General features: G+C 67.8%; 19 protein-coding genes. 10 read left to right on the forward strand and 9 right to left on the reverse strand.

Features of this window, described 5'->3' with window-relative positions; translation table 11 throughout:
• Window positions 1–4: 4 nt before the first annotated feature.
• From MKD50_RS09835 to MKD50_RS09855, 5 genes are all read right to left on the reverse strand, one after another.
• Entirely contained in the window at window positions 5–892 is an 888-nt protein-coding gene (locus MKD50_RS09835; protein ID WP_115702495.1) for a LysR substrate-binding domain-containing protein, read from the reverse strand.
• 157 nt (window positions 893–1,049) lie between these two features.
• Window positions 1,050–3,206, reverse strand: a complete 2,157-nt coding sequence (locus MKD50_RS09840) for a phosphocholine-specific phospholipase C (RefSeq protein WP_252667012.1) — start codon at window positions 3,204–3,206, stop codon at window positions 1,050–1,052.
• A gap of 48 nt (window positions 3,207–3,254) precedes the next feature.
• On the reverse strand, window positions 3,255–3,488 hold the full coding sequence (locus tag MKD50_RS09845) for a hypothetical protein (RefSeq protein ID WP_240072066.1): 234 nt from the start codon (window positions 3,486–3,488) through the stop codon (window positions 3,255–3,257).
• Window positions 3,489–3,596: 108 nt separating this feature from the next.
• Window positions 3,597–5,663 (reverse strand): LamG-like jellyroll fold domain-containing protein, encoded by a 2,067-nt coding sequence (locus MKD50_RS09850; RefSeq protein ID WP_252667013.1) that lies wholly within the window; start codon window positions 5,661–5,663, stop codon window positions 3,597–3,599.
• 177 nt (window positions 5,664–5,840) lie between these two features.
• A complete protein-coding gene (locus tag MKD50_RS09855) occupies window positions 5,841–6,566 on the reverse strand; it encodes a GntR family transcriptional regulator (protein ID WP_115700279.1) in 726 nt (241 codons plus the stop codon).
• A 191-nt stretch (window positions 6,567–6,757) separates the two neighbouring features.
• Between MKD50_RS09855 and MKD50_RS09860 the strand changes: the two genes are divergently transcribed.
• From MKD50_RS09860 to MKD50_RS09880, 5 genes are all read left to right on the forward strand, one after another.
• Window positions 6,758–7,978: a pyridoxal-phosphate-dependent aminotransferase family protein gene (locus tag MKD50_RS09860; protein ID WP_116380297.1), complete on the forward strand. Its 1,221-nt coding sequence runs from the start codon at window positions 6,758–6,760 to the stop codon at window positions 7,976–7,978.
• A 113-nt stretch (window positions 7,979–8,091) separates the two neighbouring features.
• The gene (locus MKD50_RS09865; RefSeq protein WP_115700283.1) at window positions 8,092–9,396 is read left to right on the forward strand and encodes an MFS transporter; all 1,305 of its coding nucleotides are present in this window, start codon (window positions 8,092–8,094) and stop codon (window positions 9,394–9,396) included.
• A 92-nt stretch (window positions 9,397–9,488) separates the two neighbouring features.
• Entirely contained in the window at window positions 9,489–11,015 is a 1,527-nt protein-coding gene (locus tag MKD50_RS09870) for an amidase family protein (protein ID WP_252667014.1), read from the forward strand.
• Between the two features lie 110 nt (window positions 11,016–11,125).
• Window positions 11,126–12,574, forward strand: a complete 1,449-nt coding sequence (locus tag MKD50_RS09875) for an MFS transporter (RefSeq protein ID WP_252667015.1) — start codon at window positions 11,126–11,128, stop codon at window positions 12,572–12,574.
• An 80-nt stretch (window positions 12,575–12,654) separates the two neighbouring features.
• Window positions 12,655–13,419, forward strand: coding sequence for a fumarylacetoacetate hydrolase family protein (locus tag MKD50_RS09880; protein ID WP_252667016.1), 765 nt, complete (start codon window positions 12,655–12,657; stop codon window positions 13,417–13,419).
• A 24-nt stretch (window positions 13,420–13,443) separates the two neighbouring features.
• Here MKD50_RS09880 and MKD50_RS09885 read toward each other — a convergent pair whose 3' ends face one another.
• Genes MKD50_RS09885 through MKD50_RS09895 form a run of 3 tightly spaced genes read right to left on the reverse strand, consistent with a single transcriptional unit; the run spans window position 13,444 to window position 16,044 of the window.
• Window positions 13,444–13,599, reverse strand: coding sequence for a DUF2474 domain-containing protein (locus tag MKD50_RS09885; RefSeq protein WP_252667017.1), 156 nt, complete (start codon window positions 13,597–13,599; stop codon window positions 13,444–13,446).
• The gene (cydB, locus tag MKD50_RS09890) at window positions 13,599–14,606 is read right to left on the reverse strand and encodes a cytochrome d ubiquinol oxidase subunit II (protein WP_115700290.1); all 1,008 of its coding nucleotides are present in this window, start codon (window positions 14,604–14,606) and stop codon (window positions 13,599–13,601) included. Before cydB ends, MKD50_RS09885 begins: the two co-directional genes overlap by 1 nt.
• Window positions 14,607–14,610: 4 nt before the next feature.
• Window positions 14,611–16,044, reverse strand: a complete 1,434-nt coding sequence (locus MKD50_RS09895) for a cytochrome ubiquinol oxidase subunit I (RefSeq protein WP_115700292.1) — start codon at window positions 16,042–16,044, stop codon at window positions 14,611–14,613.
• Between the two features lie 403 nt (window positions 16,045–16,447).
• On the opposite strand from MKD50_RS09895, the gene MKD50_RS09900 reads away from it, so the two are divergent.
• Window positions 16,448–17,209 carry a sulfite exporter TauE/SafE family protein gene (locus tag MKD50_RS09900; protein WP_252667018.1) on the forward strand — a complete coding sequence of 254 codons (762 nt, stop codon included), beginning with the start codon at window positions 16,448–16,450 and terminating at the stop codon, window positions 17,207–17,209.
• Here MKD50_RS09900 and MKD50_RS09905 read toward each other — a convergent pair.
• Entirely contained in the window at window positions 17,206–18,141 is a 936-nt protein-coding gene (locus tag MKD50_RS09905; RefSeq protein ID WP_252667019.1) for a LysR substrate-binding domain-containing protein, read from the reverse strand. The genes MKD50_RS09900 and MKD50_RS09905 overlap by 4 nt on opposite strands.
• A gap of 143 nt (window positions 18,142–18,284) precedes the next feature.
• Between MKD50_RS09905 and MKD50_RS09910 the strand changes: the two genes are divergently transcribed.
• The 4 genes from MKD50_RS09910 to hpaI are packed head-to-tail and all read left to right on the forward strand — an operon-like array spanning window position 18,285 to window position 23,187.
• On the forward strand, window positions 18,285–19,289 hold the full coding sequence (locus MKD50_RS09910; RefSeq protein ID WP_252667020.1) for a Bug family tripartite tricarboxylate transporter substrate binding protein: 1,005 nt from the start codon (window positions 18,285–18,287) through the stop codon (window positions 19,287–19,289).
• Window positions 19,289–20,836, forward strand: a complete 1,548-nt coding sequence (locus tag MKD50_RS09915; protein WP_252667021.1) for a UxaA family hydrolase — start codon at window positions 19,289–19,291, stop codon at window positions 20,834–20,836. The genes MKD50_RS09910 and MKD50_RS09915 overlap by 1 nt, the downstream gene beginning before the upstream one ends.
• A 34-nt stretch (window positions 20,837–20,870) precedes the next feature.
• Window positions 20,871–22,343: an NAD-dependent succinate-semialdehyde dehydrogenase gene (locus MKD50_RS09920; RefSeq protein WP_252667022.1), complete on the forward strand. Its 1,473-nt coding sequence runs from the start codon at window positions 20,871–20,873 to the stop codon at window positions 22,341–22,343.
• A gap of 37 nt (window positions 22,344–22,380) precedes the next feature.
• Window positions 22,381–23,187 carry a 4-hydroxy-2-oxoheptanedioate aldolase gene (hpaI, locus tag MKD50_RS09925; protein WP_252667023.1) on the forward strand — a complete coding sequence of 269 codons (807 nt, stop codon included), beginning with the start codon at window positions 22,381–22,383 and terminating at the stop codon, window positions 23,185–23,187.
• The last annotated feature ends 19 nt before the right edge of the window (window positions 23,188–23,206 follow it).

Below are 23,206 nucleotides of genomic sequence, written 5' to 3' on the forward strand. Positions count from 1 at the left end.
CGGGTCAGGCAGCGTGGGCGGTGAGCGTCGCGGCATCCGGCGCCACGCAATGCAGGAAGGCGCCGACCAGCCGCGTCTGCCGCCGGCTCTGCAGGCAGTACAGGTATTCATGCAGCACCGGCGCACCCGACGCAAACGGTACCACGCGCAGCAGCGGGTCGCGCGGCACCTCGCCCAGCGGCACCACGCTGGCGCCCAGGCCCTGGCGGATCGCCTCGTAGATGGCCTCGCGGCTGCCGATTACCGTGTGCGGTGGCAATTCCAGCCCGCACGCAGCCAGCGCGGTTTCGATCGTCCTGCGTGTCATCGAGCCGTGCTCGCGCACCAGCAGGTGATAGCCGCGCAACTGCGGCAGGTCGATCTGCGCCAGCCGTGCCAGCGCATGTTCGGGATGGACCACCAGCACCATCGGGTCGCTCGCCAGCCGGATGCTGGCCAGGCGGTCATCGTCCACGGGGTGCGAGGATACCGCCGCGTCGATGCGGTATTCGAACAGCGCTTCGAGCATCTGCTGCGAATTGCCGATATCCAGGCTCACGTCGATCGCCGGATAGCGCTGCCGGAACGCCGCCACCGCGCGCAGGATGTAATACGGCCCGGTGGCGCCGATGCGCAGGTTGCCAAAGCGCAGGTTGCCCGCGTTGCGCAACAGGTAGTCGGCATTGCCTTCCTGCTGCATCAGTTGCTCGACCACCGGCATCAGGGCCACGCCCACGTCGCTCAGGTCGACGCGGCTGGCGCGGCGATGGAACAGCTCCACGCCGTAGGTTTCCTCCAGTTGGCGGATGCGTCCCGTGACCGTGGGCTGGCTGACGCGCAACTGCCGTGCCGCCATGGTGATGCTGCCCTGGCGCGCCACTTCGAAAAAGGTCATCAGCAGGTCGCCTAGCATGGTCATCCGCGCGGAGTTTGGGGAAGGGGTCCGGACCGGCCCGGACGACCGCGCAGTCTAGCGGCCCAATATGACAAAACGGCTACGCCCGCCCGGGCCGGTCCGCTTGGGACCAGCCGGGGCGGGGCCTGGCGTTGCGCCGGGTCGACGGTTTGCGTCAGCCGGCCGCGCCCATCGCCGGGTCGGACACGCCGTCCTTGCCGGTTTCGATGCGCCCGGCAAAGCGGCGCGTAAAGCCGCCTTGCGCGGTGGTGACGGTGAAGTCGTACCAGTTGCCCTGGCGCGCCACCGGCCAGTGCTGCTGCAGCTGCATGCCGGCGGGCACTTCGTAGGTCCACGGGCCGTCGGTGCGGTAGGCGTTGGCCTGGACCGTGAAGGTGCAGGGGGCGCTGCCGGTATTGATCATGTCCACGTACACCGCGGCGTTGGCAATGTCATAGCAGACGCGGATCTCCGGCGCGCTGGCGCCGGCCGCGGTCACCGCCGCCACGTCGCCGCGGAAGGCGCGGTGGAAGCCGTTCGGGCCCAGCACCCACAGGTCGTACTTGCCGCCGTCGGTGGCAAAGACGTCCCAGCTGCCATGCAGCTCCTTGCCCGGCTCGACCATATAGCGGCGCGGCACGCGGTCCAGGTGCAGCCGGTCGTAGACGTGGAACACCGCCGCGGCCTTGCCGGTGTTGCTGAACAGCAGCCACACCGCGCGCTGGTCGCGGGCGTCTTCGCGCGCGCTGACGTGCAGTTCATAGGGCAGGGCGCGCGACGGGCGCGTGCCGGGGTCCTGCTGCGGCATCTGCTGGCTGCCGGCCGGCGGCAACGGCACCTGCGGCAGCACGCCCTGCGCGGTGCGGATGGCGTCGGCGCTGGCCTTGTCGCGGCTCGGCAGTTCCGGCAGGGGGTTGGTGTTGGGGCTGACGAAGTTGAAGGCCGAGATCAGGTCGCCCGCCACCGCGCGGCGAAAGCCGCTGATATTGGGTTCCGTCACGCCGAAGCGCGCTTCCAGGAAGCGCAGCACCGAGGTGTGGTCGAACACCTGCGAGTTGACCCAGCCGCCGCGGCTCCACGGCGAGACCACGTACATCGGCACGCGCGGGCCGGGGCCGTAGGGATGCTTGTCGACGTGGTATTCCGGCCTGACCTGTTCGGGGTCGAGCGTGGTGGCGCCGGCCAGCGTGTCGCCATCATAGGCGGGCGCACAGGGTGGCGGGACGTGGTCGAAATAGCCGTCGTTCTCGTCGAAGTTGATCAGCAGCACGGTCTTGCTCCAGACCGCGGGATTGGCGGTCAGGGCGTCGAGCACCTCCTGCGTGTACCAGGCGCCCTGCACCGGGCTGGACGGCCCGGGATGCTCCGAGTACGTGGCCGGCGCAACGATCCACGACACCTGCGGCAGCTGGCCCGCGGCGATATCGTCGCGCAGCGCCTGCAGGAAGCCGCCGTCGGGCATGGTGTTGGCCACGCCCTTGAGCAGCGGGCTGACCGCGTCGTCGGCGCTGGTGTACGGCGGATAAGGGCTGCCGTTGGCCTGGTTGCCGCGCGCGGCATTGGCGTCGCGGTATTGCTTGAAACCCGCGAGCGGGTTGTCGGTGAAGTTGTCCGGCATGTTCTGGTAGACCTTCCAGCTCACGCCGGCGGTTTCCAGCCGCTCCGGGTAGGTCTTCCAGGTGTAGGGCGTGTTGGAGCCCGTGAACGAGTCGCCGCTGTTGTCGATCACCGGGCCGCCGAAATCACCGGCCGGATCGTTGGTGCCGGTCCAGTGGAACAGGCGGTTGGGGTTGGTGCCGCCATGGAAACTGCAGTGATAGGCGTCGCACAGCGTGAAGGCATTGGCCAGCGCCACCTGGAAATCCAGTTCGGCCTCGGTGTAGAAGCCCATCGACTGGGTCTGCTTGTAGGTGGGCCACTTGTTCATGCGGCCCAGGTCCCAGGCGTTCTGCGCGTCGGGATACGAGTGAGGGGTGCCGCTGACGCGCTGGGCGTTGCCGGCGCTGCTGTCCAGGTGGTAGGGCAGCACGGTGCGGGTGGTGCTGCCGTTGGTATAGGTCTGCTGCCAGACGTTCAGGCCGCCCGCCAGCGGGATCGGGAAGCGGTCGCCAAAGCCGCGCACGCCGCGCAGCGTGCCGAAGTAGTTGTCGAACGAGCGGTTCTCCTGCATCAGGATGACCACGTGCTCGACGTCGCGGATGGTGCCGGTGGCGTTGTTGGCCGGGATCGCCAGGGCGCGGCGGATGGATGGCGGGAACGCCGCCAGCGCCGCGGTGGCGGCGGCGCTGCCGCCGGCGAGCTTGAGAAAGTTGCGTCTGCTTTGGGGGTTCATTGGATTCGTGCCGGATGGTTGCGGGGAGGTAGACAGGCCAGGCCGGATTCAGGGCGCGCAGCGCAGCTGCGGCTTGACCGCCGGGGTCTCGCCAGGCTGGTCGCTGCCGTTCCCCTGGCCGGGATTGCCGCCGGTGCCGGGCGCGCCGGGCGTGGTCGGGGCGGCGGCCGGGGCGCCGCTGGTGCCCTCGCCGGAGTCGCCGCCGCAGCCGGCGAGCGCCGCGCTCAGCAGCAAGGCGGCCAGCCAGTGCGGGCGGGCCAGGGTGGAAGGTCGAAAGGTCATGGTGTCAATCTCCTGCAGGGAGGGGTGCGGGGAGGGTGATGGCCGGCCGGCACCCGTCTGCTCAGGAAACGGGTCCCCGCCGGATTCTGGGATCCAGAAATTCAGGGGTCAGGGATTCAGCGTCGACAGCGGCTGGCGTGCGCCGGTGATGGCCTTCAGCTCGTCGAGCGTCAGCACGCGCGTCCACATCGCCAGGTCGTTCAGGCCCATCACGCCCTTGAGCGCGCCCGGGTTGTTGCCGACGTAGTTGTGGGTGGCATCGTCGTTGACGCCCCAGCCGGTGCCGAGGCCAACCAGCTTGGTCACGTCGGTATTGGCGATCGCCTTGTTCTCGGTTTTCTGCAGGCCCAGCACCGGGTCGACGACATAGGCGCTGAAGCGCTTCGCCGCCGCATCCACCGACAGCGCCAGGTAGGCCCACTGGTTAGCCGACACCTTCATGCCGTTGATGTCGTCGCGCTTGCCGCTGCCGCTGCCCAGGTTGAAGCGGATCTCGCAGCTGCCGAACAGGGCGATGGCGATGCCGGCATTGCCACCCGAGATGTAGTTCTTGTTCGACAGGATCGGCTCGCCGGTGCTGTTGCCCTGGGTGCAGTCGGTGCGGAACCAGAGGCCGATGGTGAATTGCGGGCTTTGCGCGATATCGGCCGCGTTGTGCTTGAGCTGGTAGCTGTCGATGCGCGAGTCCAGCTGCAGCGACTGGCGGCCGAAGTTGTCGGCGGCCAGCGTGCCGCCGTCAAGGCTTGCCACCCACGGGCCCGGCGTGGCCGCGTTCTTTGCGTCGGCGAACGGCTTGCTGTCCAGGCTGAAATACGACGCCAGGCCAGTGAGCAGCGACGGCATCAGCGTCACGGGTTTGACGTAGTGGATCTGCGCCAGGTACGACACCGGCACGTCGTTGCGCACCAGCGTGTAGTTGAACTGGTACAGGCCCGTGGGCATGTCGAAGCCCTTGTCGGTGAAGGTCCGCACCTCGGGTCCCAGCGCGGCGATCTGCACGCCGTCACGCAGCACCCGCGTGATGCCGTAAGCCGGGCTCGGGTTCTGCCAGCTCAGGGTGATGGCGTCGTTGTACTGGCTGATGCTGGCGCCGATGGCGCGCACACCCGCTGTGCTGGTGGTCAGCGCGGAGCCGTCGAGGCGCGTTGCCGCGGGGTCGAGCGCGACGCCGGCGTGGGCCAGGATGGTCGGTACGATATCGGCCTCGGTCGGCAGCGCGGACAGGTCCGCCGGGGTGTCGGGGGCCGGGGCGCCGGGCCGGGCCAGTGCGCTGTTCAGGCTCTTGTTGCTGGCGAGGAAGGCGGTGCGGTTCTCCACGGTCGGCACCGTGGTGGTGGCGCCGGTGGCATCCAGGCCGTGGCTGGTGGTGACCAGCACCAGCCAGTCCTCGCCCGGCTGCGCCTGGCGCCGCGCGGCCACGGCGGCGAGCAGTTCGCCCAGCGCCTGGTCGGTCTCGCCGAGCGCGGTGGCATAGTCTCCGTTGCCGAAGCCGCTGGCTTGCGCGGCCTGCGCCGGGGCGCTGTACTGTGCGAACACCACGCCATAGCCGGATTGCACCTGGCGCACGGCATTCTGCGTGATGCAGCGGTCGACGCCCGCGCAATCGACCAGCGTATCGAGCACGCCGGCTTCCTGGGCGGTCTTGAGCAGCACCGGCAGTGCCGGTGCACTGACCACCGCGCCTTGCTGCCCGCCGGCTTTGCCGGCTGCGCGCAGGTAGTGGAACACGGTCGGCGCGCGCAGCGCGATGCTGCCGGTTTCGTCGTCGATGCCGTGGCGGTTGGCCCAGGCGCCGGTCAGCACCGTGGCCCAGCTGGGCGCGTCGAGCGTGGGCTGGGCGGTAATGGTGCCGGGCATGCCGCCGGTGGCGGTCGGCACCAGGTTCAGGCTGGCCAGGTTCGGCAGCTCGCGCCGCAATACCGCGCCTTGCACCTGCGCATACGTGGCGCCGTCGACGCCGACCAGCAGCACGCGCGGGCCGCTGGCGCGGTCAGGCTCCGGCGCGGGCTTGCTGGTGTCGGTATCGTTGGGCGCGCCGGACGGCGCGCTGTCGCCGCCGCCGCAGCCTGCCAGCGTCGCGGCCAGCATGACCATGACGGTGCCCGCCAGCACACGGCCGCGCGCCGTCGCCGACAACCAGCCCGCCAGCCAGCCCGGTGCAAGGTTCCCTGCCATCGTTCATTCCCCTGTTCATCTGCGTTGTTGTGCGCCGGCGGCAATGGCCGCGCGGCGGATTGCGTGTGCCGCAATGCGCTCGCAGAGTAAGAAACGGGGTTGTCACCGTGGTGACAGCGGGGCAAAGAATGCTGATGGGGCTATTCGGATTCTTGAGGGGGACCGGGTGAGCGTGGGCTAGGCCTGCGGCGTGCCCCCGGCTTCGCCGCCCACGCCCGCCTGCATCAGCAGCACGGCGTCGCGCTTGTCCAGCAGGTGCTGGCGCAGGATCTCGGCCATGCGCTTGCCGTCGCGGGCTTCCAGTGCCGCCAGCATTTCTTCGTGGTCATGGATGGCGCTGTCCCATTTGGGCTTGCGGTAGTTGGAGCGAAAGCGCAGCGCCTGCAGCCGCCGGTTCACCGACAGGTAGGTCTGGCGCAGCGCCGCATTGCGCGCCGCCAGGTTGATACGGTCATGGATCTGGTGGTTCAGGCGGTAGTAGCCGGGCAGGTCTTCGTGTGCGCGACACGCCAGCATTGCGTAGTGCAGGGCCTTGAGTTCGGCCAGCTCCACGGCGGTGATGCGCTCGCAAGCTAGTTCGCCGGAAAACGCCTCCAGGTTGCTAAGCAGTTCGAACGTGTCCCGGATCTCGGTGGCGGACAGGCGCGCGACGCTGGCGCCGCGGTTGGGCGAGATCTCGATCAGCCCTTCCGCCGCCAGTACCTTCAGGGCTTCGCGCAGCGGCGTGCGCGAGATCCCCAGGGTTTCCGACAGCTCGCGCTCATTGAGCTTGCGCCCCGGCTCCAGCGCGCCCTCGATGATCAAAGTGCGCAGGTGGGTCACCACGGTGTCGTGCAGGCGCTGACGTTCCAGCGGAGGGAGTTGGCGCGGCAGGTCAGGGTTGGAATCGGCTTGGATTTGCATTCAATTCGTCCGATGGACAGATTGAATGCAAGTTTAGCAGCCACTTAACAGGAATGCCAGATTGATCGTAAACCCCGATTACCCGCCATGTGACCGGGTAAACGCTAGCTAAAAAGGCCCGGACAGCCCCTGTTTTTTTGCCACTCCTTTGATAGAGGATTTTGCATTCAAAACTCAAACGGAGGAGTTCCATGCTGAATCTCAACTTTCACCCCGCCGGCCGTCACTTCCTGCAAATCCCCGGTCCCAGCCCGGTCCCGGACCGCATCCTGCGCGCCATCAGCTACCCGACCATCGACCATCGCGGCCCTGAATTCGGCGCGCTGGGCCTGAAGGTGCTGGACGGGATCAAGAAGATCTTCAAGACCGAGCACCCGGTAGTGATCTATCCGGCCTCGGGCACCGGTGCATGGGAGGCGGCGTTGTCGAATACGCTGAGTCCCGGCGACACCGTGCTGATGTTCGAAACCGGCCATTTCGCCACGCTGTGGAAGAAGATGGCCGAGAACCTGGGCATCCGCCCTGAGTTCCTCGGCCTGCCCGGCATCGAAGGCTGGCGCAACGGGGTGCAGGCCGACATGATCGAGGCCCGACTGCGCGCCGATGCCGCGCATGCGATCAAGGCCGTATGCGTTGTGCACAACGAAACCTCGACCGGCGTCACGTCGGATATCGCCGCGGTGCGCCGCGCCATCGATGCGGCCGGACACCCGGCGCTGCTGCTGGTCGACACCATCTCGGGCCTGGCCTCCGCTGACTACCGCCATGACGAGTGGGGCGTCGACGTGACCGTGTCGGGCTCGCAGAAGGGCCTGATGCTGCCGCCGGGCATCAGCTTCAACGCGGTATCGCCCAAGGCCATCGAGGCTTCGCGCTCGGCCCGGCTGCCGCGCAGCTTCTGGGGCTGGAATGAAATCATCGAGATGAACCGGACCGGCTACTGGCCCTACACCCCCAGCACCAATCTGCTGTACGGGCTGTCGGAAGCGCTCGACATGATCCTGGAGGAAGGGCTGGACAACGTCTTTGCCCGCCACCAGCGCCTGGCCGAAGCCTGCCGCCGCGCGGTCAGGGCCTGGGGCCTGGAGATCCAGTGCGCGGATCCGTCGGTCTACAGCCCGGTGCTGACCGGCGTGATGATGCCCGACGGCGTCGATGCGGATGTGGTCCGCCGCCACATCTACGAGCGCTTCAACATGTCGCTGGGCGCCGGCCTGGGCAAGGTCAAGGGCCGCATGTTCCGCATCGGCCATCTGGGCGACTGCAACGACCTCACGCTGATGGCCACGCTGGCCGGCTGCGAGATGGGGCTGAAGATTTCCGGCGTGCCGGTCGCCGCCAGCGGCACCGTTGCCGCTATGGATTACCTCGCAGCGCATACCGTGCCGCTGTCGCTCCAGGCTGCAGCCTGACGCAGCTCTTCCCATCCGGACCGGGGCAGGCCCATGCGCCGCCCCAGACGGAAACTGATCGCAACGGATCAGCGCAGCACTGCCGTACCTGACAAAAATACAGAGGAGACGCTGTGGATACGACCCTGCAGGCGGGAACAAGGATCAGGACGTTCGAGGATGCGACGTATCGCAAGGTGAGCTGGAGGCTGGTGCCATTTTTGATGGTGTGCTTCCTGATCGCCTATCTCGACCGTGTCAACGTAGGTTTTGCCAAGCTGCAGATGTCGCAGCAACTGGGCTTCAGCGAAACGGTTTATGGGCTGGGCGCCGGGATTTTCTTTATCGGCTACTTCCTGTTCGAGGTGCCGAGCAACCTGGCTTTGCACAAGTTCGGCGCCAAGGTATGGATCGGCCGGATCATGATCACGTGGGGGATACTGTCCGCGTGCTTTGCCTTCGTCGAGACGCCAGCCCAGTTCTACACGCTGCGCTTCCTGCTGGGCCTGGCCGAGGCCGGCTTCACGCCCGGCATCGTGTATTACCTGTCGTGCTGGTATCCGTCGCACCGGCGCGCCAAGATCATGGCGATCTACTGCATGGGCTCGCCGCTGTCCGGCATCATCGGCAATCCGCTGTCGGGCTTCCTGATGGGCAGCATGGCCGGCGTGGGCGGGTGGGGCGGCTGGCAATGGATGTTCATCATCGAGGCGGTGCCGGCGGTGCTGCTGGGTTGCTTCTGCTTCTACTACCTCGACAACTCCATCGCCAAGGCTAAATGGCTCACCAGCGACGAGAAGCGCGTGCTCGAGCAGGCCAAGGCGGAGGACGTCAAGGCGGCGGACCCGCAGGCCCGCGTCGGCAAGGTTTTCACCGATCCGCGCGTCTGGCTGATCAGCCTGATCTGCTTCTGCTATGTCACGGGCCAGTACGGCATCACGCTGTGGCTGCCAACCTTCATCAAGTCGACCGGTGTCAGCGATCCGCTCCATATCGGCCTGCTGAGCGCGGTCCCGTACATGGCCGCCATTGTCGCGATGTATTTCTTCGGCCGTAGCGCCGACAAGCACCGCGAACGGCGCTGGCACCTGATCATCCCTTGCATGATGGGCGCGATCGGCTTCCTGGCGCTGCCCTGGGTGATGCACAGCACCGCGCTGTCGCTGGTGTTCCTGTCGATCGCGGCTGCCGGCATCCTGACCTGCACACCGCTGTTCTGGTCCCTGCCGACGGCATTCCTCAGCGGCGCGGCGGCGGCCACGGCCATTGCCATGAGCAATTCGATCGGCAACCTGGCCGGCTTCACCAGCGGCTACATGATCGGCTACCTGCGCGACGTGACCCAGAGCGGCAACAGCGCCTACTACATGATCGCCGGCATGCTGGTCCTTGGGGCCTTCGCGATCTGGACCATTCCCGCCAGGCTGGTCAACCGATAGCCGGGCCAGGCGGGGCGCGGCCACCTTGCCGCGGCCCCGCCGCGCTTCCACCAACCCTACGCGCGCCCGTGCCGGCGCATGGAAATTCCCTCATGAAAACCTCGTACCAATCGGCGCCGCCCGGCCCGGGCCAGCACGCGCCGTTCAGCGTGGTCGAAGCCACCGTTGCCGGCGCGCATGCCGCGATGCGCGCCGGCACGCTGACGGCGCGCCAGCTGGCCAGCGGCTGCCTGGACCGCATCGCCGCCTATGACCAGCGCGGCCCCGCGCTGCGCAGCATCCTGCAGGTCCATCCGCAGGCATTGGAAGAAGCGGACCGCCTCGACGCCATCGCGGCGCGCAATCCCTCGCAACCGCTGGCGCCGCTGCATGGTATGCCGGTGCTGGTCAAGGACAACATCGAGTGCGCCGGCGCGGCCACCACGGCGGGCGCGGACTGCCTGCGCGGCAACCAGTCCGCCAGCGATGCCTTCGTCATCCGCCGGCTGCGCGAGGCGGGCGCCGTGGTGCTGGCCAAGACCAACCTGCACGAGCTGGCCTCCGGTGGCGAGACCGTCAGCACGCTGGGCGGCCAGACGCTGAATCCCTATGACCCGGCACGCACGCCGGGTGGATCCAGCGGCGGCACCGCCGCCGGCATCGCGGCGAGCTTCGGCGTGCTTGGCCTCGGCACCGACGGGGTCAATTCGATCCGCTCGCCGGCGTCGGCCAACAGCCTGGTCGGACTGCGGCCAACCATGGGGCTGATCAGCCGGGCCGGGCTGGTCCCGTGCGGGCTGACGCAGGACACCATCGGTCCGATCACCCGCACCGTTGCCGATACCGCGCTGGTGCTCGACGTCATCGCCGGCCATGACCCGGCCGATCCGGTCACCAGCGAAGGCGCCGGCCATATCCCGGCAAGCTATGCGGCCAGCCTCGACCGCGACGGACTCAGGGGCGCGCGCATCGGCATGCTGCGCAGCTTCTTCGGCGGCCAGGAGGTGCATCGACCGGTCAACGCCGTGATGCAGCAGGCGCTGGCCGTCATCGCCGCACAGGGCGCCGCGCTGGTCGACATCGACGACGCGATCAGCCCGGACGAACTGCTGGCTTCCACGCTGGTGCACCACTACGAGATGGCGCGCGATCTCGACGCCTACCTGTCGCAGCTGGCGCCCGGCGTGCGGGTGCGGTCCATGCAGGACATCATCGCCGCGGGCGGCGTGCATCCCAGCGTGGCCGGAACGCTGGCCACCGCGGTCGCGCTGAGCGACCAGCAGGCCGAATACCGCGAGCGCATGCAGCGCCAGCACACCCTGCGCCAGTGGCTGCGCGACCTGATGGCGCGGCATCGGCTTGATGCGCTGGTGTTTCCGCACCAGCGGCGGCTGGTGGTTCCGGTCGGCGAGACCCAGGCCGAGCGCAACGGCGTGCTGGCGTCGGCGACCGGCTTCCCCGCCATCGTCATCCCGGCCGGTTTTTCCGCGCCGGAGCGCAATGCGCCGCAGGGCGTGCCGGTGGGGCTGGAATTCTTCGGCCTGCCTTTCACGGAACCCGTGCTGATACGCCTGGCGTTCGCGGCCGAGCAGACCTTGCAGGCCCGCCGGCCGCCGCACTCGACGCCGGCCCTGGAGTAACGGCGCGCCGGAACGAAGTTTTATCGCTGCTCGACAAATGCCCGCCGCTCGCGGCGGCGCCACCGTCGCGGACACACCGCGGCGACCTCTAGACGAGGAGGAGACAAAAGATGGGCGCAGAAACTGTAGTTCAATCGCCGGATTCCCCCCAGCAACACGAGCTGGACCGGGCCATGGACGGCATCGGGGTGACCGCCTCGCACAAGAAGATCATCTTCATGATCATGCTGGGCGTGATGTTCGATGTGTTCGAGCAGAACGCCGTCGGCCTGATCGGTCCCATGCTGCGCGAGCAGTGGGGGATTTCGGTGGCGGAAATCGGCTTTCTCAACACGCTGACGTTCAGCGCCGCCGCGCTGGGACGCATCGGCTCCGGCTATATCGCCGACCGCTACGGTCGGCGCGCGATGCTGAGCGCCAACCTGCTGCTGTTCACGCTGGGCGCCATCATCTGCGCGCTGGCGCCGAACTACTGGGTGCTGGCGGCGGGCCGCTTTATCGTCGGCATCGGCCTTGGCGGCGAGATCTCGATCGCCGTCACCATGCTGGCGGAGTTGTGCTCGACCCGCTTCCGCGGCACGGCGGTGGGGCTGGTCAGCGTTGGCAGCGGCGGCCTCGGCAATATGCTGGCGCCCGCGTTCGGCCTGGCGGTCTTCGCCATGTTTCCGGGACCGGACAGCTGGCGCTGGCTCTTTGCCTGCCTGGTGCTGCCGGCGTTCTTCGTCATCTTCTACCGGCGCTTTATCCCGGAGACCCCGCGCTTCCTGCTGTCCAAGGGCCGTGTCGACGAGGCCAACCGCGTGCTGTCCGTGCTGGCATCGGGCCGCCTGGGCAAGCTCGAAGGCGAGCCGACGCCTTACATCAAGGCGGCGATGCAGGACGAAGCACCGCGCGCCAAAGTGCGGCTGAGCGATATCTTCAAGGGCCGGCTGGGACGGCGCACCATCGCGCTGGGCATTGCGGTGTCGATGACCTACGGCGCGCAGATCTCGGTGCTGACGCTGATGCCGACCATTTTGATGGCGCAGGGCTATACCATCTCCAAGAGCTTTCTCTTCACCATGGTGATGCAGAGCGGCAGCCTGTTCGGCGCGCTGGCGGCGTCGTACTGCGGTTATCACATTCCGCGCAAACGGGTGCTGACCGTCGGCGCGGGCCTGGCCTGCGCCGCAGGGCTGTGCTTTGGCTTCCTGACGTATAACGTAGCGCTGGTGCTGCTGTTCGGCGCGGCCTTTACGTTCTGCGTGGTGTTGCTGAATACCTCGATCTGGATCTTCGCGCCGGAACAGTATCCTACCCATGTGCGCGCCTTCGGCACCTCGCTGATCCTGGCGCTTGGCACGCTGGCGGGGGCGCTGACACCGCTGGTCAGCGGGCGTGTGTTCGAGTCCTACGGCGTCGGCGGCATGTTCAGCATGCTGGCGGCCATGTATGGCGTGTTTGCGCTGGCGGTGCAGTTCGCGCCGGAAACCTTCGGCCGCGCCATGGGCGAGACCGACGATGACGCGGATGGCCAGCGCGAGGTCCGCGCCGAGACGGCCAACGCCAGCGCTTCCTGAAGCCGCGGCCGCGCCGGCCAGCGTGGTGCGGGCGCGGCTTGCCAGACATATCCATGAATCCACAAGGAACCAACCAAGTCATGACATCCACCCATATCGACCAGGTCGCCCAGGCGCTGCTCGGAGCACGGCGCGAGCAGCGCTGCGTTGATGCGCAGCCGTTCGCCACGGCACTGGAGAATGCCGGGCAGGCCTACGCAGTGCAAGCCATCGTTGCGCAGTCTCTGGGCTGGCAGGAATCCGGAGCCGCGTACTGGAAATCCGGCGGCCCCTCGCGCGAAGCCACGCTGACCCATGCGCGTCTGCCGGCGGCCGGGGTCTGGACCAGTCCCGCCAACGCCGGCAACTGGCCTTTCACATGGCGCGGCATCGAGGCGGAGATTGCGCTGCGGCTGGGGCAGGGCGTGGATGCGGCGCAAGCCGCCGGCCTTGACTATGCCGGTGCGGCTGCGCTGGTCGAGGCGATGGCGGTGTCCATCGAGATCGTCGATTCACGCTGGCAGCAGTACGTGGCCGCACCCGCCTTGCTGAAGCTGGCGGATCTGCAGGCGCATGGCGCGCTGGTGTTGGGCGCGTGGCGCGACTATGCCGCGCGCGACTGGGCCAGCCAGCGCTGCCTGGTGCAGATCGGCGCGCATTCTTTCGAGCGCCGTGGCACCCACGCGCTCGGCGATCCGGCCTATGGACTGGCGCAGTGGCTGCGCCATGCCACGCGCGACGGGGCTCGCGTCGAGGCCGGCACGGTGGTCACCACCGGCACCTGGGTCGGCATCCTCGATGCGTCGGCGGGCGACCTGGTGACGGTGGCGTTTGATGGCATCGGCGAGGCTTCGGTGCAGCTCTGAGGCTTACGCACGCAGCGCGGGGCGTCAGCTGTGGAACCCCACGCCCCGCATGATCAGCCGCAGCACCCATGCGGCCACGCCCAGCGCCGCCACGCTCACGGCCCAGATCAGCACCAGCCAGCCGATGCGGCGCAGCCAGGTGCCGGTGCGGGTGCCGGCTTCCGTGTGCGGCGCGACCATCAGTGATAGCCCTCGCCGTGGCGGACCTTGCCGCGGAACACGTAGTAGGCCCACACCGTGTACATCAGGATGAAGGGCACGATGAAGAGCGCGCCCACCAGCGCGAAGCCCTGGCTTTGCGGCGGGCCCGCGGCCTCCCAGATCGAGATGCCGGGCGGGATGATATTGGGCCAGACGCTGATCGCCAGCCCGCTGTAGCCCAGGAATACCAGGCCCAGCGCATACAGGAAGGGCGAGATATCGGGCTCGCGCCGCAGCGCGCGCATCAGCATGAACATGCACAGCGCTACCAGGATCGGCACTGGCGAGAACCAGAACAGGTTGGGCAGGCTGAACCAGCGCTGCGCAATCTCGGGATGGGTCAGCGGCGTCCACAGGCTGATCACGGCGATCACCGCCAGCAGCAGCCATGCCAGCGTGCCGGTCAGGCGGATCATGCGCTGCTGCAGGTCGCCCTCGGTCTTCATGATCAGCCAGGTGCTGCCCAACACCGTATAGGCCACGATCAGCCCCACGCCGCAGAACAGCGGGAACGGCGTCAGCCAGTCCAGCGGCCCGCCGGCAAAGCGGTGGCCCTCCAGCTTGATGCCGTCGATATAGGCGCCCAGCGCCACGCCCTGGAAGAAGGCGGCCGTGGCCGAGCCGAGGATGAAGGCGGCATCCCACACCGGCCGCTCCCGGTCATTGGCCTTGAAGCGGAACTCGAACGCCACGCCGCGGAAGATCAGGCCCAGCAGCATCAGCATCAGCGGCAGGTAGAGCGCGCTCAGCACCACCGAATACGCCAGCGGGAACGCCGCCAGCAGCCCGGCGCCGCCCAGCACCAGCCAGGTCTCGTTGCCGTCCCAGACCGGCGCGACGGTGTTCATCATCACGTCGCGGTCATGCCGGTCAGGCACGAACGGGAACAGCATGCCGATGCCCAGGTCGAAGCCGTCCATCACCACATACATCATCACGCCGAAGAAGATGATGACGATCCAGAGAAGCGAGAGATCGATGCCCATGGTGTCAGCTCCGGGTGCTTGCGGTGGGGGTGGGGGCGAGCACTTCATCGTCATCCACGGCCGACAAGGGCCGCGCCGGCGTATGCTCGCGGCCAGGGCCGCCATGAGGCTTGGGCTCTTCCAGCAGCGGGCCCTTGCGCACCAGCCGCATCATGTAGGCGATGCCGACGCCGAACACGAAGAAGTACGCAACCACGAAGATCGCCAGCGTGGTCGCCAGCTCCGGCACGCCGTGCGGCGACACCGCATCCGCGGTGCGCTGCAGCCCGTACACCACCCACGGCTGGCGGCCGATCTCGGTGGTGTACCAGCCGGCCAGGATGGCGATCACGCCTGCGGGCCCCATCCACAAGGCCATATGCAGGAACGGACGTACGCGGTAGATACGGTCTCGACGTCGCAATAGCAGGCTCCATACGCCCAGCAGGATCATCAGCAGCCCCAGGCCCACCATCACCCGGAACGACCAGAACAGGATCGTGGCATTGGGCCGATCCTCGGGCGCGAACTCCTTCAAGCCCTGGATCTGCCCGTCCCAGCTGTGGGTCAGGATCAGGCTGCCGAGGTGCGGCACTTCGACCGCAAAGCGGGTTTCTTCGCGCTCCATGTCGGGCCAGCCGAACAGCAGCAGCGGCAGGGCCTCGTTGCCCTTGTTTTCCCAATGCCCCTCCAGCGCGGCGATCTTGGCGGGCTGGTGCTTGAGCGTGTTGAGGCCGTGGAAGTCGCCGATCACCGCCTGGATCGGCGCGACGATCAGCAGCATCCACATCGCCATCGACAGCATCTTGCGGATGGCGGGATTGTCGCGTCCGCGCAGCAAGTGCCAGGCCGCGGACGCGCCGACGAACAGCGCCGTGGCAAGGAAGGCCGCCACGCTCATATGCACCAGGCGGTACGGGAACGACGGATTGAAGATGACGGCGAACCAGTCGGTGGGCACCACACGGCCGTCGATGATCTCGAAGCCCGCCGGCGTCTGCATCCAGCTGTTCGAGGCCAGGATCCACGTGGCCGATATCAGTGTGCCCAGCGCCACCATCACCGTGGAAAAGAAATGCAGCCCCGGGCCGACCCGGTTCCAGCCGAACAGCATCACGCCGAGGAAACCCGCTTCCAGAAAGAAGGCGGTCAGCACTTCATAGGTCAGCAGCGGTCCGGTAATGCTGCCGGCAAACTCGGAGAAGAAGCTCCAGTTGGTGCCGAACTGGTAGGCCATCACCAGGCCAGACACCACCCCCATGCCGAAGTTGACGGCAAAGATCTTGGACCAGAAGTGGTAGAGGTCGCGGTACAGCGGCCGTTGCGTGCGCAGCCAGCAGCCCTCGAGCACCGCCAGGTAGGCGGCCAGGCCAATGGTGATCGCGGGAAAGACGATGTGGAAGGAAATGGTGAAGCCAAACTGGATGCGGGCGAGGTCGAGCGCGGTCAAACCAAACATGTGTGTTCTCCGTGGCGCTGGCCTGGCGCATGCCTTGGACGGGTGCGGGCTGCCTGAAGCCTTGGCAGTTCGACACGTGGGCAGGAGCGCGCCGGGGGCGCGGGGGCGTAGGCGCGTGCGGTAAGCGTAGTGTACGCCGCGCGAGCCGCAAAGGGCAGCGTCAGGCCCGGTGGCAGCCGGGCGACATATCGCCGCACCTTCGGGGCGCGCGACCGTCGTTGCGCCGCGCTGGCCATTGCCGATGCACAGATCGTAGCGGACCCACGGCAGGCGAAACAGAATCAAGTCCGGGTAAAAACACCGTATCAGATTGGCGCGTTGCAACAGGGATGAGGGCTGACAACGCGGGCAGGGAAGTGCATAGTTATGCGCCCTGCATCGTCCGCCTCTAGCGTCCTTCCCAGTGCCCTTCGATTCCACCTTGCTGATCGTCATTGCCGGCGCCGCCGTGGCCGGTTTCGTCCAGGGCCTGTCCGGCTTTGCCTTCGGCATGGTGGCGATGTCGTTCTGGGCCTGGGCGATCGAACCTCGGCTGGCCGCGGCGATGACGGTGTTCGGTGCGCTCACGGGTCAGTTGCTGGCGGCCGCGTCGGTGCGGCGCGGCCTGTCGTGGCGGCGCCTGTGGCCATTCGTTGCCGGCGGCGTGGCCGGCATCCCGCTGGGCGTGGCGGTGCTGCCGCTGCTCGACGCGCAGTGGTTCAAGGCGGTGCTGGGCACGTTCCTGACACTGTGGTGCCCGGTAATGCTGATGGCGCGGCGGCTGCCGCATATCGGCGTGGGCGGGCGCGTGGCCGACGGCATGGCCGGCGCCGCCGGCGGCGTGATGGGCGGCATCGGCGGCTTTACCGGCGTGATTCCCACGCTGTGGTGCACGCTGCGCGGCTTCGACAAGGACGAGCAGCGCGCCGTGATCCAGAACTTCAACCTCGCCACGCTGGCCATGACCATGGCCGCCTATGTCGGCAAGGGCATCGTCACGCGCGACATGCTGCCCATGTTCCTGGTGGTGGCGCCGGCGATGCTGGTGCCCACGCTGCTGGGCACCCGGCTTTACCTTGGTATCAGCGAGGCCGCCTTCCGCAAGATCGTGCTGTCGCTGCTGACTGTGTCGGGCGTGGCGCTGCTGGTTACTTCGGTGCCGGTGCTGGTGGCGCGTGGGGGCTAGGGCTTCGCCGGAGCCGCCTGGCGCAGGCACGCCACCAACTGGTCGGTGCCGATCGATGGCGCGCGTTCGCGCAGCGTGATGAGGCCTACCGGTGGCAGGTCGACCGGCACTTCCATCTTCAGCACTTGCAGCCGGCCTTCCTGCTGCATCGACAGTGCGACCGATTCCGCCATGAAAGCCGCGGCCCCGCGCTGATCGACGAAGGTAGCCTGGGCGAGGTACGACGAAGTCTCGATGACGTCCTGCGGCGGGTGCAGGCCGTAGCGGAAGAAGGCCTGTTCGATCTTTACCCGCAGCGAAGCCCACGGCGGCGGCAGCACGCATGGCATTGCGGCGAGGTCGCCCCAGCCTGGCCGTGTCTTGCGTGCCAGCTTGTGGCCGCGCCGCACCACGACCACCATGCGCTCTTCATAAAGCGCTTCGGTCAGCAGGTCCGGCGCGGCATAGCCGGGCTCCAGCCGGCCCACGATCAGGTCCAGCTCGCGCAGGCGCAGCTTGGGCAGCAGGTGGGTCAGGTCGCCTTCCTCCACCAGCACGGTGGCGTGCGCGTGGCGCTGCTTGAGCGCGCTCACCGCCTGCGCCAGCAGCACTGGCAGCGCCGCACCCATCGAGCCCACGCGGATGCGCCCGGAAGCGCCGCTCTGCACCGCGGCAATTTCGTCGCGGGTCTGCTCGTATTGCGCCAGCACCGAACGCGCAAAACGCACCAGCGACTCGCCGGCGGGCGTGGGCTCGGTGCCGCGCGTGGAGCGCGTGAACAGCGTCAGCCCCAGCATCTTCTCGACCTCGGTCAGCACCTTGGACACCGCCGGCTGGCTCACCGACAGGAACTCCGCGGTGCGCCCGAGATGGCGGAACTCGTCGAGCGCCACCAGCAGTTGCAGGTGACGCAGCTTGATATTGGAGCGCAACGCGCGATCGATCTGTACCATGCCCGCAGTCTAGCTAACCAGAAGGTTATGAAGCAATGCCAATTTGCGATTGGATTGTTATGCTGGGCGCCGACAGAATGCGGGCATGACGAGGCCGGCAGCGCCGGCCGCGCCGATAATCAAAACATCGGAGACACCCGCAAATGACTCAAGCATTCCCCATCGATGCCAAGCGCCGCCGCCTGCTCATCGGAACCGCCGCGGGTGCCGCCGGCGTACTGTTGCCAGCCGCGCGCGCGTTGGCCGACCAGTACCCCGAGCGTCCCATCACCTTTATCTGCCCGTGGCCGGTCGGCGGCACCGCCGACCAGTCGATGCGCGCGCTGTGCCAGGTGGCCGGCGGCATCCTCAAGCAGTCGATCGTGGTGGAGAACCGCGCCGGCGCCTCCGGCATGATCGGCACCAAGGCGCTGGCGCGCGCCAATCCGGACGGCTATACCATCGGCCAGATACCGATCTCGGTCACCCGGTTCTCCCAGCTCGGCATGCTGCAGCTCGACCCGCGCACGGAGCTGACCTACCTGGCCCGCACTTCAGGACAGACCTTCGGCATCGCGGTGCCGGCCAACTCGCGCTACAAGACGCTGCAGGACGTGGTGGCCGCCGCCAAGGCCAGTCCGGGCAAGCTCACCTATGCGCACGCCGGCATCGGCGGCGCCACCCATGTCGGCATGGAGCAGTTCGCGCTGGCCGCGGGCATCCAGTTCAATGCCATCGCCTACAAGGGCGGGGCGGCAGCACTGCAGGATGTGCTGGCCGGGCAGGTGGAACTGCTGGCGGATTCCAGCTCATGGGCGCCGCACGTCGAAGCCGGCAAGCTGCGGCTGCTGGCGACCTGGGGCGAACAGCGTGCGAGCCGCTTCAAGGACACGCCCACGCTCAGGGAGCTGGGCTACAACGTGGTGGTGGAAGCCCCCAACGGCATCGGCGCGCCCAAGGGCCTGCCGCCTGCCGTCGAGAAAAAGCTGCGCGACGCCTTCCGCGCCGCGGTTGCCAGCAATGAGTTCAAGCAGGTCGCGGCGCGCCTGGACGCGCCCGTGATGTACCTGGACGGGCCCGACTACAAGAAGTACGTCGCCAGCGTCTATGAACAGGAAACCCAGCTGATCCAGCGCCTCAAGCTGAAAGAACTGCTGCAGCAAAGCTGATGGCCCGAGAAGCCCAAGACCCAGTGAAATCCAATCCCGTCATCCGGCTGCATCCCAACGACAACGTGCTGGTTGCACGCAGCGACCTCGGCCTGGGCCAGCAGCTGGCCGATCCCGTGGTGCGCGTGCGCGCACAGGTGCCGGCCGGCCACAAGATCGCTGCCTGCGCTATCGCGGCCGGCACGCCGGTGCGCAAGTTCGACACCGTCATTGGCGTGGCCGCGCGCGATATCGCGCCGGGCGACCACGTGCATGCGCACAACCTGACGCTGGTCGACTTCTATCGCGATCCGGCTTTCTGCCAGGACGTGCGACCGGTCGACTACGTGCCGCAGGCGCAGCGCGCCACCTTCAACGGCTTTGTGCGCGCGGATGGCCGCGTCGGCACGCGCAACTTCATCGGCATCCTGTCGTCGGTCAATTGCTCGTCCACCGTGATCCGCCAGATTGCGGCGTATTTCACGCCGCAACGGCTGGCCGATTTTCCGAATGTCGACGGCGTGGTCGCCTTTGCACAGACCAGCGGCTGTGGCATGTCGTCGCCGAGCGAGCATTTCGACGTGCTGCGCCGCACGCTGGCCGGCTATGCGCGCCATCCCAACCTGGCCGGCGTGCTGATCGTGGGCCTGGGCTGCGAGCGCAACCAGGTGGACTCGCTGGTGGCATCGCAAGGCCTGGAGCCGGGGCCCGCGGTGCATACGCTGGTGATGCAGGATACCGGCGGCACGCGCGCCACCATCGCGGCGGGGATCCGCGCGATCGAATCGATGCTGCCGGCGGCCAACGCCGCGGTGCGCCAGCCCGTGCCCGCCAGCCACCTGAAGATTGGGCTGGAGTGCGGCGGTTCGGATGGTTTTTCCGGGATCAGCGCCAACCCCGCGCTGGGTGCGGCCATGGATATCCTGGTGCGCCATGGCGGCACCGCGATCCTGTCCGAGACCCCGGAGATCCACGGCGTGGAATTCATGCTGACGCGCCGCGCGGTCACGCCGGAAGTCGGCCAGAAGCTGCTGGACCGGCTTGCCTGGTGGGAGCGCTACACGGCGGGCCATAACGCGCAGTTCAACGGCGTGGTCGGTCACGGCAACCAGCAGGGCGGCCTGGCCAATATCTTCGAGAAGTCGCTGGGCTCGGCCATGAAGGGCGGCACCACGCCGCTGCAGGCGGTGTACGAGTACGCCGAGCCGATCGACCAGGCCGGCTTTGTCTTCATGGACTCGCCCGGCTATGACCCGGTCGCCGTCACTGGCCAGATCGCCAGCGGCGCCAACCTGATCTGCTTTACCACCGGGCGCGGCTCGATGTTCGGCTCCAAGCCGGCGCCGACGATCAAACTGGCGTCGAATTCCGCGATGTACCACCGGCTTGAAGAAGACATGGACATCAACTGCGGCCTGGTGCTCGACGGCGAGCTGAGCGTGCCGCAGATGGGTCAGCGGATTTTCGAACACATCTTGCGCGCGGCCTCGGGCGAGCCCACCAAAAGCGAGCTCCTCGGGCTTGGCGACAACGAGTTCGTACCGTGGCACCTCGGCATAGTCAGCTGAGCCGCGTTTCACCAATCCCTTTGCACACACATCGATGCTGACGCTTTCCGAGCCCACGCTGCTGCGCAGCCAGAACCTGATCGACGGCCAGTGGCGCGATGCCGGCCTGCGCGCGCGCCTTGCCGTGACCGACCCGGCCACTGCGGAGGCCTTTGCCAACGTGGCCGACAGCGATGCCGGCGATGCGCGCCTTGCCGCCGACGCCGCGGCGGCGTCGTTCCCGGCATGGAGCCGACGGCCCGCGCGCGAACGCGCGCAATTGCTCAAGCGCTGGCATGCGCTGATCCTTGACCACCAGGAAGACCTGGCGCGCATCATCTCGACCGAACAGGGCAAGCCGCTGAAGGAGGCGCGCGGCGAGGTGCAGTACGGCGCCTCGTACGTGGAGTGGTTTGCCGAGGAAGCCACGCGCATCTGCGGCGACATCGTCGCCGAGGCCGTGCCGGGCCGCAAGCTGCTGGTGCTGAAGGAGCCAGTGGGCGTGGTGGCGGCCATCACGCCATGGAACTTCCCGCTGGCGATGATCGCCCGCAAGATCGCGCCCGCGCTGGCAGCCGGCTGCACGGTGGTGGCCAAGCCCGCGGAAGACACGCCGCTGACGGCGCTGGCGCTGGCATGGCTTGCACAGCAGGCCGGCGTGCCGGCGGGCGTGATCAACATCGTCACCGCCTCGCGCGAGCACACGCCCGGCGTGGTCGACGCGTGGCTGGCAGACAGCCGCGTGCGCAAGGTCACGTTCACCGGCTCCACGCCGGTCGGCAAGCACCTGGCGCGCGAATCCGCGGCGACGCTGAAGAAGCTCTCGCTGGAACTGGGCGGCAACGCGCCGTTCATCGTCTTCGACGATGCCGACCTCGATGCCGCGGTCGATGGCCTGATGGCATCCAAGTTCCGCAATGGCGGGCAGACCTGCGTGTGCCCGAACCGCGTCTACGTGCACGACGCCGTGCACGACGCCTTCGTCGAACGCCTGGCGCAGCGCGTCGGCGCGCTCCATGTCGGCCCCGCCACCGAGGACGCCGCACAGATCGGCCCGATGATCAATGCGCGCGCCGTCGACAAGATTGCGCGCCATGTCGAGGACGCGGTCGCCAGGGGCGCGCGCGTAGTGACCGGCGGCAAGCGCGTGCGCAGCGCCGACGGCCCGCACTACTACGCGCCGACGGTGCTGGTCGATGCCACGCCGGCGATGGAACTGTCGTGCGAAGAGACCTTCGGCCCGGTCGCACCGATCTTCCGCTTCCGCGACGAAGCCGAGGTGATCCGCGACGCCAACGACACCCCTTTCGGCCTGGCCGCCTATTTCTACTCCAGCGACATCCGCCGCATCTGGCGCGTGGCGCAGGCGCTGGAGACCGGCATGGTCGGCATCAACGAAGGCGCGATCGCGGCCGAGGCGGCGCCGTTCGGCGGCGTCAAGGAATCCGGCTACGGGCGCGAGGGCTCGCGCCACGGCCTGGACGACTACATGCATACCAAGTACCTTTGCCAGGGCCTGCTAGGCTGAAGCGCCCGGCGCATCCTCTTCGCACCAGGAAATCCCCATGCCCGCAAACAACCCTTTCAAGACCGCACTGGCCGCGCGCCAGGCGCAGATCGGCCTGTGGCTGTCGATGGCGACGCCGTACCTTGCCGAAGTCTCGGCCACCGCAGGCTTCGACTGGCTGCTGATCGACGGCGAGCACGCGCCCAACGACCTGCGCTCGACGCTGCACGCCTTGCAGGCCGTCGCGCCATATCCGGTCCAGCCGGTGGTACGCGCCGTGGCCGGCGAAGTCCCGCTGATCAAGCAACTGCTGGATATCGGCGCGCGCAGCCTGCTGGTGCCGATGGTGGATACGCCGGAGCAGGCGCGCGCGCTGGTCAGTGCCACGCGCTACCCGCCCAATGGCATCCGCGGCGTGGGCAGCGCCATTGCGCGCGCATCGCAGTGGAGCGCGCGCACCGACTACCTCGATGTGGCCGACGACGAAATCTGCCTGCTGGTGCAGGCCGAAACCGTCACCGCGCTGCAGAACCTGGAAGCGATCTGCGCGGTGGACGGCGTCGACGGCGTCTTCATCGGGCCGGCCGACCTGGCTGCCTCGATGGGCCACCGCGGCCGCCCCGGCCATCCCGACGTGCAGGCCGCCATCGAAGGCGCAATGCGCACCATCATCGCCAGCGGCAAGGCCGCCGGTACGCTGACGTCAGACCCGGTGCTCGCGCGCCGCTACCTCGACCTGGGCTGCACCTTCGTGGCCACGGGCGTGGACGTGATGTTGTACGCCAATGCCGCGCGCAAGCTTGCCGCTTCGTTCCGCGAGCCGCTGGCAGACGCTGCTGCCAGCAAGCCTTCCGCCGCGTACTGATCCGACTTTTCTTCGCCTT

It is taken from the genome of Cupriavidus mimosae, assembly GCF_023952485.1.
GTDB classification, from domain to species: Bacteria; Pseudomonadota; Gammaproteobacteria; order Burkholderiales; family Burkholderiaceae; genus Cupriavidus; species Cupriavidus taiwanensis_C.

What these genes read in the sequence shown, in the direction of transcription:
- MKD50_RS09915 (WP_252667021.1), top strand. Translation starts at nt 19,289, where the DNA reads ATGGCCCGAGAAGCCCAAGACCCAGTGAAATCCAATCCCGTCATCCGG.
- MKD50_RS09835 (WP_115702495.1), bottom strand. Translation starts at nt 892, where the DNA reads ATGCTAGGCGACCTGCTGATGACCTTTTTCGAAGTGGCGCGCCAGGGC.
- hpaI (WP_252667023.1), top strand. Translation starts at nt 22,381, where the DNA reads ATGCCCGCAAACAACCCTTTCAAGACCGCACTGGCCGCGCGCCAGGCG.
- MKD50_RS09855 (WP_115700279.1), bottom strand. Translation starts at nt 6,566, where the DNA reads ATGCAAATCCAAGCCGATTCCAACCCTGACCTGCCGCGCCAACTCCCT.
- cydB (WP_115700290.1), bottom strand. Translation starts at nt 14,606, where the DNA reads ATGGGCATCGATCTCTCGCTTCTCTGGATCGTCATCATCTTCTTCGGC.
- MKD50_RS09870 (WP_252667014.1), top strand. Translation starts at nt 9,489, where the DNA reads ATGAAAACCTCGTACCAATCGGCGCCGCCCGGCCCGGGCCAGCACGCG.
- MKD50_RS09885 (WP_252667017.1), bottom strand. Translation starts at nt 13,599, where the DNA reads ATGGTCGCGCCGCACACGGAAGCCGGCACCCGCACCGGCACCTGGCTG.
- MKD50_RS09845 (WP_240072066.1), bottom strand. Translation starts at nt 3,488, where the DNA reads ATGACCTTTCGACCTTCCACCCTGGCCCGCCCGCACTGGCTGGCCGCC.
- MKD50_RS09895 (WP_115700292.1), bottom strand. Translation starts at nt 16,044, where the DNA reads ATGTTTGGTTTGACCGCGCTCGACCTCGCCCGCATCCAGTTTGGCTTC.
- MKD50_RS09880 (WP_252667016.1), top strand. Translation starts at nt 12,655, where the DNA reads ATGACATCCACCCATATCGACCAGGTCGCCCAGGCGCTGCTCGGAGCA.
- MKD50_RS09860 (WP_116380297.1), top strand. Translation starts at nt 6,758, where the DNA reads ATGCTGAATCTCAACTTTCACCCCGCCGGCCGTCACTTCCTGCAAATC.
- MKD50_RS09920 (WP_252667022.1), top strand. Translation starts at nt 20,871, where the DNA reads ATGCTGACGCTTTCCGAGCCCACGCTGCTGCGCAGCCAGAACCTGATC.
- MKD50_RS09840 (WP_252667012.1), bottom strand. Translation starts at nt 3,206, where the DNA reads ATGAACCCCCAAAGCAGACGCAACTTTCTCAAGCTCGCCGGCGGCAGC.
- MKD50_RS09850 (WP_252667013.1), bottom strand. Translation starts at nt 5,663, where the DNA reads ATGGCAGGGAACCTTGCACCGGGCTGGCTGGCGGGCTGGTTGTCGGCG.
- MKD50_RS09905 (WP_252667019.1), bottom strand. Translation starts at nt 18,141, where the DNA reads ATGGTACAGATCGATCGCGCGTTGCGCTCCAATATCAAGCTGCGTCAC.
- MKD50_RS09910 (WP_252667020.1), top strand. Translation starts at nt 18,285, where the DNA reads ATGACTCAAGCATTCCCCATCGATGCCAAGCGCCGCCGCCTGCTCATC.
- MKD50_RS09875 (WP_252667015.1), top strand. Translation starts at nt 11,126, where the DNA reads ATGGGCGCAGAAACTGTAGTTCAATCGCCGGATTCCCCCCAGCAACAC.